Origin of the sequence: Oceanobacillus luteolus, from assembly GCF_042678205.1 — a bacterium.
Lineage (GTDB): Bacteria > Bacillota > Bacilli > Bacillales > Amphibacillaceae > Oceanobacillus > Oceanobacillus luteolus.
The window spans coordinates 1-14,000 of the sequence record NZ_JBHUDE010000124.1 but is presented as its reverse complement, the minus strand read 5'-3'; the positions used below and the strand labels follow the sequence as shown (position 1 = coordinate 14,000).

At 38.4% G+C, this 14,000-nt stretch carries 13 protein-coding genes and 1 pseudogene; 10 read left to right on the top strand and 4 right to left on the bottom strand.

Annotated features, from left to right (window positions below; all coding sequences use genetic code 11):
- Positions 1–136: 136 nt before the first annotated feature.
- A complete protein-coding gene (locus tag ACFSBH_RS13630) occupies positions 137–451 on the bottom strand; it encodes a PepSY domain-containing protein (protein ID WP_251511623.1) in 315 nt (104 codons plus the stop codon).
- A 174-nt stretch (positions 452–625) separates the two neighbouring features.
- Between ACFSBH_RS13630 and ACFSBH_RS13625 the strand changes: the two genes are divergently transcribed.
- Positions 626–1,693, top strand: a complete 1,068-nt coding sequence (locus ACFSBH_RS13625; RefSeq protein WP_251511625.1) for a M42 family metallopeptidase — start codon at positions 626–628, stop codon at positions 1,691–1,693.
- A gap of 162 nt (positions 1,694–1,855) precedes the next feature.
- Positions 1,856–2,359 (top strand): DUF84 family protein, encoded by a 504-nt coding sequence (locus tag ACFSBH_RS13620; RefSeq protein WP_251511628.1) that lies wholly within the window; start codon positions 1,856–1,858, stop codon positions 2,357–2,359.
- 45 nt (positions 2,360–2,404) lie between these two features.
- Here the strand turns inward: ACFSBH_RS13620 and ACFSBH_RS13615 are convergent, their stop codons facing one another.
- Positions 2,405–2,845, bottom strand: a complete 441-nt coding sequence (locus ACFSBH_RS13615; protein WP_251511631.1) for a YtoQ family protein — start codon at positions 2,843–2,845, stop codon at positions 2,405–2,407.
- A 169-nt stretch (positions 2,846–3,014) separates the two neighbouring features.
- Between ACFSBH_RS13615 and ACFSBH_RS13610 the strand changes: the two genes are divergently transcribed.
- From ACFSBH_RS13610 to ACFSBH_RS13575, 8 genes and pseudogenes are all read left to right on the top strand, one after another.
- Positions 3,015–3,332 (top strand): thioredoxin family protein, encoded by a 318-nt coding sequence (locus tag ACFSBH_RS13610; protein WP_251511632.1) that lies wholly within the window; start codon positions 3,015–3,017, stop codon positions 3,330–3,332.
- 21 nt (positions 3,333–3,353) lie between these two features.
- On the top strand, positions 3,354–4,163 hold the full coding sequence (locus ACFSBH_RS13605) for a DUF1444 domain-containing protein (RefSeq protein WP_251511633.1): 810 nt from the start codon (positions 3,354–3,356) through the stop codon (positions 4,161–4,163).
- A gap of 16 nt (positions 4,164–4,179) precedes the next feature.
- Positions 4,180–4,782, top strand: a complete 603-nt coding sequence (gene ytpR, locus ACFSBH_RS13600; RefSeq protein WP_251511634.1) for a YtpR family tRNA-binding protein — start codon at positions 4,180–4,182, stop codon at positions 4,780–4,782.
- 153 nt (positions 4,783–4,935) lie between these two features.
- Positions 4,936–7,365, top strand: coding sequence for a DNA translocase FtsK (locus ACFSBH_RS13595; protein WP_251511635.1), 2,430 nt, complete (start codon positions 4,936–4,938; stop codon positions 7,363–7,365).
- A 75-nt stretch (positions 7,366–7,440) separates the two neighbouring features.
- Positions 7,441–8,546 (top strand): annotated as a pseudogene (locus ACFSBH_RS13590) (nicotinate phosphoribosyltransferase).
- Between the two features lie 123 nt (positions 8,547–8,669).
- Positions 8,670–9,983 (top strand): UDP-N-acetylmuramate--L-alanine ligase, encoded by a 1,314-nt coding sequence (gene murC / locus ACFSBH_RS13585; protein WP_251511637.1) that lies wholly within the window; start codon positions 8,670–8,672, stop codon positions 9,981–9,983.
- A 546-nt stretch (positions 9,984–10,529) separates the two neighbouring features.
- The gene (locus ACFSBH_RS13580) at positions 10,530–10,940 is read left to right on the top strand and encodes a DUF948 domain-containing protein (RefSeq protein WP_251511639.1); all 411 of its coding nucleotides are present in this window, start codon (positions 10,530–10,532) and stop codon (positions 10,938–10,940) included.
- Between the two features lie 30 nt (positions 10,941–10,970).
- Positions 10,971–11,546 (top strand): YtxH domain-containing protein, encoded by a 576-nt coding sequence (locus tag ACFSBH_RS13575; RefSeq protein ID WP_251511641.1) that lies wholly within the window; start codon positions 10,971–10,973, stop codon positions 11,544–11,546.
- A 56-nt stretch (positions 11,547–11,602) separates the two neighbouring features.
- On the opposite strand, the gene ACFSBH_RS13570 is transcribed toward ACFSBH_RS13575, so the two are convergent.
- Positions 11,603–13,495, bottom strand: coding sequence for a cell division FtsA domain-containing protein (locus ACFSBH_RS13570; protein WP_379598035.1), 1,893 nt, complete (start codon positions 13,493–13,495; stop codon positions 11,603–11,605).
- A gap of 33 nt (positions 13,496–13,528) precedes the next feature.
- Entirely contained in the window at positions 13,529–13,744 is a 216-nt protein-coding gene (locus ACFSBH_RS13565; protein ID WP_379598033.1) for a hypothetical protein, read from the bottom strand.
- Between the last annotated feature and the right edge of the window lie 256 nt (positions 13,745–14,000).

Genomic DNA, 14,000 nt, shown 5'->3' with positions numbered 1-14,000 from the left:
TTTTTATTACTAATATTATACCAAATTAGGCAATAGAGTTGTTTTATTATTTTGATAAATAAAAAGAAATAAATAGGCTGTCGAGGGTTTCTCGACAGCCTGAGAAGCGCTTTCTAAAAGAAGCGCTTCTTTTTGATTAAGCAGTTTCAGCAGAAGCGATGATGCCGCCTGTTTCCACATCCACATAAAATTCATATTGTTTATTGTTGCCATCGATATTTCTGGTGATGCCTCCACGGTAAGCCTGATAAACAAGGCCGTTTTTCTCCACCTCTTCCGGTTTCATATAAATCCATGAACCGCTTATTGGACCAGTACGTTTAAAGGCTTCTTTTGCATTGCTCAACGCCTTCTCAGGTGTGATCTGTTGCTTTTGTTCCAGTTGGTCTCTAAGTAAGTATCCTACCGCAAAGCCAATGCCTGCAGCAAGTATGAGATTTCGTTTTTTCAATTCGTTCCACCTCTCAATTATGAAATAAACATCAATCCTGTTTTAAGTATACCTTACTTGTCGGAAAAATTAAAATTGCAGCTAACAACAGGATAGTGGAAAGCAGAATAACATATCCGTTATACTAATAGAGAATGAATAAAATACAGAAAATATATAAAAAGGGGCTTGAACATGAATCAGGAAACCTTGGATCTTTTTAAAAATCTAACTGAATTACAAGGGGCACCGGGAAACGAGCATGCTGTCCGGGCTTTTATGAAAAAAGAATTAGAAAAATATGCCGATGAAATTGTCCAAGATAATCTTGGGGGAATTTTTGGAGTTAAACGTGGAGAAGGCCCACGTGTTATGGTTGCTGGACATATGGACGAAGTAGGCTTTATGGTTACTCAAATTACGAAAAATGGTATGATCCGTTTTCAACCATTAGGTGGTTGGTGGAACCAAGTCATGCTTGCTCAGCGCGTTCAAGTAATGACAGAAAACGGACCGATTATCGGTGTAATTTCTTCGATACCGCCACATTTATTAACAGATGCACAACGGAAGAAACCGATGGAAATTAAAAATATGTTGATTGATATTGGAGCCGATGACAGGGAAGATGCTGAAAAGATAGGTGTGAAGCCTGGAGATTCAATCGTTCCGGTAACTCCATTCCAACCGATGGCTAATGAAAAGAAGATTCTTGCTAAAGCTTGGGACAACCGATATGGCTGTGGTCTATCCATTGAACTTTTGAAAGAATTACAAGGTGAAACGTTGCCGAATGAACTATACTCGGGTGCGACAGTCCAAGAAGAGGTGGGCTTACGTGGTGCACAAGTAGCTGCTAATATGATTCAGCCGGATATTGCTTACGTATTGGATGCTTCACCGGCAAATGATGCATCAGGAGATAAAAATGCATTTGGTCAACTTGGTAAAGGTGCCCTAGTTCGTATTTTTGACCGAACCATGGTGACACATCGCGGAATGAGAGAATTTGTGCTCGATACTGCTGAGAGCAATAACATTCCTTATCAATACTTTATTTCACAAGGAGGTACGGATGCAGGTAGAATCCACCTTTCCAATAATGGTGTACCAAGTGCTGTAATCGGAATTTGTTCAAGATACATTCATACATCAGCTTCGATTATTCATATCGATGATTATGCTGCTGCTAAAGAATTGCTTGTTAAACTAGTGAAAAATACAGATCAAAACACCGTTGATACCATCAGGAGCAATAGTTAGCAATAAATTGCTGTGATGGAGGGAGACTTCATTCCGTAGAGTCTAAGTTTTGCACAGTATGATGAGTTACGGGTTGTATACTCTTTAGGTTTATAATGGAGTGTACCGCCCGTAATTGCGTGATGAATGTGTGATTTCAATACTTCAATGATGAGGTGAAACATGAAACTGATTTTAGGTTCAAAAAATCCCACTAAAATTCGAGCATGCAAAGCGGTTTTTCCAGAACACGAGGTAATAGGAGTTTCAGTAGCGTCGAATGTTTCTCCTCAACCATCTACTGATGAAGAGACGAGACAAGGTTCGATTAATCGTGCGCTTGCTTCTATTAGCAGCAAGGATGCTGATATGGGGGTAGGTCTTGAAGGTGGAGTGATGCTTTTGGAAGGTCGACTCTATCTTTGTAACTGGGGAGCTCTTGTAACATCAAATGGAGACATTTATACAGCTAGCGGAGCACGAATCGAGCTGCCGATTGACTTTGTTCCCGAGTTAAATTCGGGCAAGGAACTTGGTGAAATCATGGAAGCCTATTCCAAAAAAGAGGACGTCAGATCTAACGAAGGTGCAGTTGGTATATTCACCAATGATATAGTTGATCGAAGTGAGATGTTTACCCATGTTATGCAACTACTTCGAGGTCAGATGGAGTATTGGTCGAGATAAAGTGCAAATGAAAATGGAGTGCACCAATTTGCACTCCATTTTCACTTATTCAAAGATATATGCAAGTACTTCTAATGCTTGATCCACTGTTTCAACCGTAATATTTGCTTTATTTGAAAGTTCTTTTAGTGGATGGATATGCTCTTCTGGACGAACAATAATGGTTGGCTTGTTCATCGTAATTGCAGCAGATGCATCCATTGCAGTGTTCCATTGCTTATATTTCTCGCCGAATAGGGCAATAACAACATCCGATTTTTGCATAAGTACTTGTGTTCTTAAATTGTTTACTGCTGAAGCAGCATCATCTCGATAATATTTACCTGGTTGTTCTCCGAGAATCTTCTCACCAATTGCATCTGATAGATCATGGTTTGTTTGAGGACCGACAAACGTAAGCGGTAAGTTTTTTTCTTTTGCCTTAGCTTTTACTTGATCACGCCAGTCCGTATGAATTTCTCCAGCTAAATAAACTGTAAGTTCCATTTCTGCACCTCCAATATTATTCCTATATACATACTACCTAATTGTGTGAGTATTGTTAAATGATTCATCCTATGCTCAGTGGAATCTAGTCGAATTTGTTTCCGGCAGAGGCTTGAGGATTGAAACAGATGAAAATGAAAGCTATGATAGAAAAAAGGAGTGGTCACTAGTGAAACAATTACAATCTGTTAAAGAATTTAATGAACTAAAAAATAATCAGCAAGTTATCTTTATGTTTTCAGCAGGATGGTGTCCTGACTGTCGAGTCATTGAGCCAATATTGCCTGAAATTGAAGAAAAGTATCCTGAATATACATTTGTTGAAGTAAATCGTGATGAATTTATGGAACTAGCGCAAGAAAATGATATATTCGGTATCCCAAGCTTTTTAGCATTTAAAGAGGGTGCTGAAGTAGGCCGTTTTGTAAGCAAAGACCGGAAGACGAAGGAAGAAATCATTTCGTTTATCGATGGCTTTTCGAAATAAGGATATGAGGGGGTACCATCGATGGCTAAGTTAACCAGTACTAAATTGCGAGACATAATAAAAGAACGTCTATCTGCTGACAAATACCAATTCCGTTTTAACCGTAAAGAAGACACATTAAGAGTAGAGTGGAAAGATTCAAAGCAGGGTATGACGTTAACTTTACCTAGTATCATCGCAAAATATGATACACGAGGTGAAGAAGTAATTAACGAAGTGGTGGAACATATTGAGGAAGCTTTAAGAATGATGAAGATGGAAGTCGAACTCACAGGTAAGGAGAAACAAATATTTCCTGTTATTCGCTCCACATCATTTCCCAAAAAGACGAATGCTGGTACAGCACTCGTTTATAAAGATCATACGGCAGAAACGAGAATTTTCTACGCTTTAGATGAAGGTAAATCATACCGATTGATTGATGAGGTTTTATTAAAAGAAGCGGGCTGGTCACAGCAACATTTGGAGGAAATTGCGATGTTCAATGCCAGATCCCTTTCTACTAAATATAAAGTAGACCGGGTGGCAGGGAATGATTTTTATTTCATTGCCACTCAAGATGGCTATGATGCATCTCGAATTCTTAATGAAGCCTTTCTGGATGAAATGAGCGAGAAGGTTAAAGGTGATATGACTGTTGCTACACCACATCAAGATGTTCTCATTATAGCAGACATTCAAAACAAAACCGGGTATGATATATTGGCACAGCTTACGATGAAGTACTTCACAGAAGGTCGGATACCAGTCACTTCTCTACCGTTTATTTATGAAAATAAAAAACTGGAACCAATATTCATCCTTGCAAAAAATCGACCAGAGAAGGAATAGAGAGGAAGATATAATAATGAACGTATTTTACAATCCAAAAGGTGTTGGCGATGTCCTGATCATACCAATTGAAGAAGGTGACCGCTATGAATATAGTTACGAAACGTATGGAGATATTGTCCGTATTATCGGCGAAGGTGGAAAAGTATTAGGTTACAATATCTTCAACGCAACGAAAAATTTTGACATAGAACAGACAGGTGCAATAAAACTTACAGAGGATTTCTTGAGTAAAATCCAGGAACTCTTTTATAAAAATGATGTGAAAGATGAGCTCAACTTTGATCTTAGCCCGAAGTTTGTCGTTGGCTACGTGGAAGAAAAGCAACCCCACGAAAATGCAGATAAGCTCAATGTTTGTAAAGTTGACGTAGGGAACGAAGTGTTACAGATCGTTTGCGGTGCACCGAATGTCGATGCGGGTCAGAAGGTAGTTGTTGCAAAAGTTGGTGCAACTATGCCTAGCGGATTGCGTATTAAGCCATCCGAACTACGCGGAGTACCTTCTAATGGTATGATTTGCTCCCAAAAAGAATTAGGGTTACCAAATGCTCCGGAAGAAAAAGGGATTTATGTACTTGATGATAGTTATCAGGTTGGTGAAGAATTTACTTTTTAACTTCATATCTTTGAAACACACACTATTATTTGGATAGCGTGTGTTTTTTTTGACGTCTGTCATACAGATTTAATTTTTTTATGACAACATTTGTTATAAAAAACTGGTAAAATAGATAGGTAACATGGAATGTTAGAGAAATGAGTGAAAGAAATGATTAAGAATCTATTGGAAAAAATGAAAAGTATATTTAAAGATGATGATGAAATTCAGGAACATACACAACCAACCACCCAACGTCAGGAAATAAAAGCGAGAATGACATATCAATATCCTGAGAAGAAATTCCGTTTTCCAGTAATACCTGACCATGTCGATGTTCCTGAGAAAGATAAACAATCACCTGCTTATGTGCGTAGGAAAAGAAGAGAGACTCCAGTTTCTCCACAAACTCCACAAAAGGAGATCAAAAAGACAAAGTCAACAGAACCGCATACCAGGAAAGTTATTCGGGATGAAAATGCTCCACCGTTTGAAGTAAGTAAAGTTCCATCACCTGTTTATGGATTTCAGAAACAGAAGAATAAAGAGACTGATCACGATATACCTACTTTTGTTCGGAAACGAGAAGAGCAATTAAAGAAAGAAGAAGAGAGTAAAATAATTGAAGCACTAGAATTAAAAGAAGAAGTGAACATAGAAGAAGATAAAGTAATTGAAGAAATAATGGCGGAAGATGAAATAGTTCTACAAGCAGAGACCGAACATATTGAAGAAATACAAGAAGAAATATCCTCGACCAACTTGGGTGAAGCTGAAGTAGCATCGTCCTTGGAAATTCCAGAGCAGGAAGAGGAACCAGTATTAGAAGCCAGACAAGCACCTAAAGAAGATATTAAGACCATTCAACAATTGGCGAAGGAAGAAATGGAGAATGAATCTACTCCCAAGAAGCACGAACAACGGCCAAGTAAACGGAGTAAGAAACGAGAAAGTAAAAATAATTCCGCTAAGGTACCGTTCAATGTAATTATGACACCGTTAGACCGGGCAAGATATCAACAAAAACAGGCATCGAGACAACAATTTGCAGAGCGACCTATTGAAAGACCGAAACATGAAACAGCGCAGAACTCTGAAGAGAATATGGATAGTAAACAGCATGCTATACAGAGGATAGGAGAGCAGGAAGAACCAACTACTAAAAATACGACGGAAAATGCTGTCGCAATTGAACGTCCGGAAGATATCCAAATTCCAATTCATCTGTTGAATGATCCAGAGGTTGAGGATTTTACTCATGAACATTGGATTGATGAACAGCAAAATTTATTGGAGCAGACACTGAAGCATTTCCACGTAGCGGCTAAAGTCGTCAAAGCAACTCAAGGGCCAACTGTAACAAGATTTGAGGTCCAACCAGAATTAGGTGTCAAGGTTAGTAAGATCCGAAATCTAAGTGATGACCTGAAATTGAATATGGCTGCTAAGGATATTCGGATTGAAGCGCCGATTCCAGGGAAAAATACGGTTGGTATCGAAGTACCGAATCCTCATCCACAAATGGTTGGTTTCCAGGAGATTGTCGATACAGAAGAATTTAAAAAGAATCCATCACCTCTTGCTATTGGATTAGGACTTACTATTGAGGGAGAACCAAAGATAACAAATATCCAAAAAATGCCACATGGCTTAATTGCTGGGGCAACTGGATCTGGTAAGAGTGTTTGTATCAATACGATTCTTATCAGCATCCTGTATAAAGCAAGTCATGAAGATGTGAAATTTTTAATGATTGATCCAAAAATGGTTGAGCTAGCTCCGTATAATGGAATCCCACACTTGGTTTCTCCGGTCATTACCGATGTCAAAGCTGCAACCCAAAGCTTAAAATGGGCTGTGCAAGAAATGGAAGACCGGTACGAACGGTTTGTTGAAGAAGGAGTAAGGGACATTGAACGGTATAACCGTAAAGTATTGAGCGACGGTAGAACGGATCGTAAAATGCCATACATCGTCATCGTCATTGATGAGTTGGCCGATTTAATGATGATGTCACCACAAGATGTTGAGAGTGCAATCAGCCGTATTGCACAAAAAGCAAGGGCTTGTGGAATTCATCTCTTGCTTGCAACACAACGACCTTCTGTGGATGTTATCACCGGGCTGATTAAAGCAAATATACCTACACGAATCGCTTTTAGTGTATCTTCTCAAGTCGACTCCCGTACTATCTTGGATGCAAGTGGAGCAGAAAAACTTCTAGGTAGGGGAGACATGCTGTTTATGGAGAACGGTACAGGGAAAAGTGTCAGATTACAAGGACCATTTGTTTCCGATGATGAAATTGAAAGAGTCACTGCTTACGTGAGGCAAATTGCAGAACCTGAATATTTATTTGAACAAGAACAATTACTGGAACAGATCGAGTTTGAAGAAGATGAGGATGAGCTGCTGGAAGAGGCAATTCAGTTTGTTATTCGACAACAGTCGGCAAGCACCTCGATGCTGCAGCGTCATTTTAAGGTTGGTTATAATCGTGCAGCCCGTTTGATAGATACAATGGAGGCGAGGGGAATCATCTCAGGGCAGAATGGAAGCAAGCCTAGAGACGTCCTCGTTAATGAAATAACTGTCGAATAAAGTTTAATATTTGTCTCGCTTATAATAATTATATATGATGTTGGTATTGAATAGATAAACTAAGGAGAAGTCACAATGAAAGAGATTGACCAAAAGCTTGCGGGGAAAATTGAACGTTTAACGAATAAAACATTTAAATTTGATGATCGTATTAAAGATGGCTGGTTTTCGGCGGTTTACTTCCTGAAAACAAAACAAATTGCGGAAGAGATTTTGCCGAACAATCATGTAACAATGCAATTCTTTCAAAAAGACCATGCAGTACTATGTGGTACGGATGAAGTTATAGCATTATTACATACATTTGCTGACCAGCCCGAAACACTAGAAATAAAATCATTAAAAGATGGGGACCGGATCCAACCTTATGAAACCGTGCTAACCATTTCTGGTTCCTATCAGCAATTTGGATACTTGGAAGGAATTATCGATGGAATCCTTGCGAGAAGAACATCTGTAGCTACAAATGTATACAATGTTGTAAAAGCAGCGAGAATCTCGGGCAAACAAAAGCCTGTCATATTTATGGGGGATAGGGATGACCACTACACAACCCAAGCCGGTGATGGCTATGCTGCATTTATTGGAGGGTCTACCGCCCAAGCCACCCATGCGATGAATGAATGGTGGGGGAAAGAAGGAATGGGGACAATGCCTCATGCTTTGATTCAAATGTTTCGTGGGGATGTAGTAGCAGCGGCTGAAGCATATCATAAAGTTTTTCCTGAAGATGAATTATCGGCGCTTGTTGACTATAACAATGATGTCATAACGGATTCATTGAAAGTTGCCAAACGATTTGGTGATCAATTAAGCTCGGTACGTCTAGATACTTCCCGAACACTAGTAGATAAGTACTTCTTGAGGAATCACCACTTAATGGGTACCTTTGATCCACGTGGGGTGAATCCGGAATTATTATTCGCTCTAAGAAAAGCTTTGGATGATGAAGGGTTCCAACACGTGAAGATCATGGTTTCAGTGGTTTTACGGAAGAAAGAATCGAGGAATTTGAAAAAGCTGGTGTACCAGTGGATATGTATGGAGTAGGCAGAAATTTATTGCGGTTAAATATTGGTTTCACTGGCGATTTAGTTTTGCTGAATGGTTCACCGGAAGCGAAAGAAGGACGAAAGTTCCGCCCAAATCCTCGTTTAGAAACGGTGGAATATTACAATTAATTATCGGGTAGGCTGAAAGAAGTATTTTCATGACCTAGATTGTTTGCTATAATTAACTATTGTGTGATAATCTATCACAAACAGTACGTCAAATCCTTGTTTGAACATGTGGAGGTTCTTTTTATGACAACTTACCATCTTATTGGTATAAAGGGAACTGGAATGAGTGCCCTTGCACAAATTCTTTATGACTCCGGTGAAATCGTTCAAGGCTCCGATGTGGAAAAACACTTTTTCACAGAAGATGCCTTAATGGAAAAAAACATTCCAATTCTCCCGTTTTCTAAAGAAAATATTAAAGCAGAATATACGATTATTGCAGGAAATGCTTTTTCAGATGAACATGAAGAAATCCAAGAAGCAAAACGATTAGGTTGTAAATTTTACCGCTATCATGACTTTCTTGGTGATTGGTTAAAACAATTCCGCAGTATTGCGATAACCGGTTCCCACGGAAAAACTTCAACGACTGGTCTACTTGCCCATGTGTTGAATGAAGCCTTTCCTATTTCCCATCTAATCGGTGATGGAACAGGTAAAGGACATGTCGATAGTGAATATTTTGTTTTTGAAGCTTGTGAATATCGTCGTCACTTTTTAAGTTATGAACCGGACTATGCGATAATGACAAATATTGATTTTGATCATCCTGATTATTTCACGAGTATTGATGATGTTTTTTCTGCTTTTCAAGATATGGCTGATCGCGTGAAGAAAGGTATTATCGCTTGTGGTGATGATGAGTATCTGCAACGGATAACTGCAAAGGTGCCTGTATTGTATTATGGATTGGAAGCTGGAAATGACTTCCAAGCCCAAAATATAAAGATAACCGGAGAAGGAACAGAATTCGATGTATTTGTAAGAAACACATACTATGATACGTTCCTGATTCCAATGTTCGGTGATCATCATATTCTGAATGCATTATCCGTAATCACTTTATGCCATTATGAAGGGCTATCTGCAGCAGATATTAAAAAGCTCAGCACATTCGGTGGTGTGAAACGACGCTTTTCCGAAAAAACAGTCGGTAATCAAGTGATTATTGACGACTATGCCCATCATCCGAAAGAAATTAGAGCTACCATTCAATCTGCTAGACAGAAATACCCGAACAAAGAAATAATCGCCATTTTCCAGCCGCATACTTTTACGCGAACAAAAACATTTTTACAAGAATTTGCAGACAGTCTAAAAGGTGCAGACTATGTATACTTATGTGAAATCTTTGGTTCAGCAAGAGAAGAAGCTGGGAAATTGACTATCACCGACCTGCAAAAGTTAATAGAGGGTTGTGAGATTTTGGATATCGAAGAGACGAAAGTGCTCGAGAAGCATGAGGATAGTGTACTTATTTTCATGGGTGCTGGTGATATTCAAAAGTTTATTGAAGCTTATAAACCAGAAATGAAAGCTTCGATTATTAATGAATGATGTATGAAGAAAGTCTGTCAAAGGTAACCTAGAGTAGGAGGCCTTTAGGCAGGCTTTTTTATTTATGGACATCCATTAGATAGTTTATATCAGTTATTTGATCACATACTAGCTTCTATGTAGGAGAGATTATATTCTCTATTTGCCTGAGAGAAGGACATAAAAACTTGTTGGGGAAAATATCATATATTTACATTCCTGAATAAGTGATTTGATAGCCGTTTTGGGAAAATATTAAGTGTTTATCTTCCTGAAGTAGAACTACAATCCTATTTCGGGAAAATATTATGAGTTTATTTTCCCGAAGCAGTAGTGCAATTTCATTTTCAGGCATAAAGCAACAATTTTAGGTACCAAAGATTGTTCGATAACGCTATAATCTCATCCACCATATAATTCGAAAATTTAAAGATAAAAGTATATACTAAACGTATATACAAATTATTTTTGGTACGATGTTTAGTCCATGGCAGTTAGGGTATAAATTTTATAAGTACCGCTAACTGATCATACCAGTAATCAATCGCAAAAGGAGCTGTTAAGACTATGGAAATCATGCTTTATATCGCTATAATTATCGCAGTTATAGCTCTTGTGGTACTGACCGTCTATACGATCAACACCCTGAAGGTAACGAAAGACTTTCTAAATGAAACGAAAACAACACTACAGGGATTGGAAACACAGGTGAAAGGAATTACTACGGAGACAACACAATTACTTAATAAAACGAATCGTCTTGCGGATGATGTGGAATTAAAATCCCGAAAAATGGATGGCCTACTGGACGGAGCTAAAGGAATTGGTGAGACGATGAAGGAATTTGATCGTTCATTGAATCAGTTATCGAATAGTATTGCCCGCGCTTCTTCTGAAGATCGAGAAAAAACAAACGAAGCAGTGAAGTGGGGAGCATCTATTTTGGAATTTGTGATGAAGCGAAATAAACAAAAATAAAAATTAATTCTATTAATGGAGGGACTAAAAATGGCTGAAAACAATAATACGAAAGACTTTGCTATTGGTGTTGTGTTAGGTGCGGTAATCGGAGCCTCGACGGCGTTATTATTTGCACCAAAATCCGGGAAAGAGACACGACATGATTTAAACATGGGTGCCCAACAAGTTAAATACCGTGCTGGCGAATTAAAGGATATTGCGGTTGAAAAAAGTGCGGGTTGGAAAGATAAAGCATATACTACCGGTTCTGAATTGAAACAAAGAACATTAGATACAAGTGCTGAATTGACCAAGAAATCTAAAGAACTGACTAAAACAGCTGCTACTAAAGCACAAGAAGTTTCAAAAGCGGTCTCCGAGAAAACTAAAGATTTCACGAAAAAAGCTGCTAATCAAGCAGACGCCGTTGATGAAAAGGTGAATCAAGCGGCTGATAAAGTGAATAAAAAAGATACTACGAACGTTGTAGATCGTGAAGTGGAAAAATCAGGTGAAGAAGTAGATAAAAATATTGAAAAAGCAGCAAATGTCGCTGCCGAAAGCATAGAAGATGCAGACGAGGCATTAAAAAGCAATAAAAATAGTGCAAGTACAGTTAGATAAAACAGAGGCTAAAGCAAATCCTGCTTTAGCCTTTTTCATTGTCTCATTTCCAAACTTTACACTGATACTTCGCTCCAAATAATCGCTAAACGATCTCCATTTTGAATCATTGTATCAAAACCTGCTTTTTCTTCATTACGAAAAATGGTGAAATTCCCGTTAACATTTGTTAAATCCACATCGACATAACGGAAAACATCTTGGAAGAGGAAAGTTTGATTATTTATGTTTTTCATTGTCAGTCGGTCGTTAGGATATAGCTTGCTATCATATTTCAATACGTCTTGCTTACGTAAAATCTGATAAGCTGGTTTTTTTAATGTTATTTTCTCCTTATTAAACGCAACCTCAATTTCTTGCCAATACGGTTGTCCTAACATATTAACTACATCTTCAACAGTCGGTGTGATAGAGGGAATTATTTTAATCTCATCTCCATGCTGTAAAGTGGTATTCACGTTTGCCTTCTCGTTGTTCACGAGAAAGGAGGTTCCACTCATTGGAAGATTTATTTTTCTCTGATCAATGATAATTGGGAAGGAAGGTTCGATGTTTTGGTTTGGAAAGTACTTCGTTAAAAAGTCTTTAATCGATATTTCCTGTCTCCATCTGATATTGTCTCGATCTTTCACCCTATAAGTTGAAGGTTGCATGGTTCCATTTACGAGAAAGGAAGTTCCCATATCATACAACTTACCGTTGTATTGTACTTGAAACATTTCCTCTCGCCCAACCAGCTCGGCCAAACTAATTTCTGCATTTTCTCCGTCGTGACCTCTTTCAATCTTTATCGTGTCACCATGCTTAACTTGATCATGTACAGTTGCTGGAGCATGATTGAGATAAATGACAGGAGGCTTACCATACTCGCCTGAAATGGTTATTTCTTTGCCATTCAGTGTTATAATAACAGCCAATCCAGGTTTACCGTAAAATCTTCTTAATTCGTAACCTGCTTGCACGAGACAATCACCGACGGTCAATTCATTCACTTCGAATAAACGCACATCTTCTCCATTAACAATGACACTTATATAGTGTACTGGACGTTCTTTAGCAGTAATTGCAATTCCAATAGGAGTTACAAAAGTAGGTCCAGCTGGTAAATTATCAGATGCCTCCAATTGTTGGATAGCGTCTACCCCACGGATAGCGATTCGATTTAACGGGAGATCAAGTTCACCGGATAATTTATCGCTGATGTTCGGTGTTAAACTCCCACCGCCGACAAGCATCACTGCTCGTGGACTTTTTATATTCAGCTTCTTAATTTCTCCAGCTATCGTTCTTGCGAGGTGATCTACTTGTTGTTCTATCTCTATTATTAATTCTTCATAGGTTATAGTAGTTGAAAAACCGAGTATATCCTCAATTTCAGCGGTTTTTTCCATGACTATTTCTCTTTTTACTTTCTCTGCAACAGGGAAATCAAGTAAGTATGAGTCGCTGATTGCTTCAGTTATCTCATCACCCGCCACAGGAACCATTCCATAGCTGACTACGGTCCCTTTATCTGTAATTGCAATATCGCTTGTGCCTGCACCTATATCGATTAAAACAACATTCAAGCGCCGCATGGATTCGGGAATAAGTACATTTAGAGCCGCAATCGGTTCTAACGTCATCGCCTCAACTTCTAAATCTGCTTTAGTTACTGCGGTGAGCAGGGATTCCACAACAACTTTTGGTAAAAAAGTTGCAATGATATCGGCACTGGCCTCATTTCCTTTCTGTTCGATAAGGGAGCCAATGCGTTCATTGTCTAATTGATAGTATAATAGTGAATATCCTACACAATGATAATGATTGGAACCATCATTCATTTCGTCAGCCTTTAGCTTCTCTTGTGCAACTTGAAGTGCAGATAACTCTAAATGCTTAACATCTTCATTGGTCTGGATAGGATATTCAAGCAAATTGACAGAAGCACGGGCTTCTATAGTCTTCAAAGCCCTCCCAGCAGCTGCTATGCATACTTTATGTTAGCTGGTTCCGATCTTGGCCTCTAACCTTGATTTAACCTCTTTAATGGTATTAGCGACTGCGACTACATCATGGATTTGACCATCCCTCATAGAACGTTCATCATGTTCAATTATACAATAATCAATCAATCTAATTTTAGACATATCTTTCTCGATTAGCACTCCAGTAACGGAGCGTGTTCCAATATCTAGAGCGAAAGTTATATTACTCATATGTATCATTACTCCATTCTTTCAAATAGGCAATCTCAAACCAGCCACTCTCTCTAATTATCTATTATCTAATTTATCATATTGAAACTAAGAGGGGGATGTTTAACAACCCGACAATCTCCTAAGTGCATCGATAGTTAATAGATAACCATTCACTAGCGTTGCATAAATAATACCAGAATTTTCAGTTTTAATCTTTTTTCTATTAGAGCCAAAAAAGTAAATACCCAACTAAAGGTGGCTCCATTCATTTTTT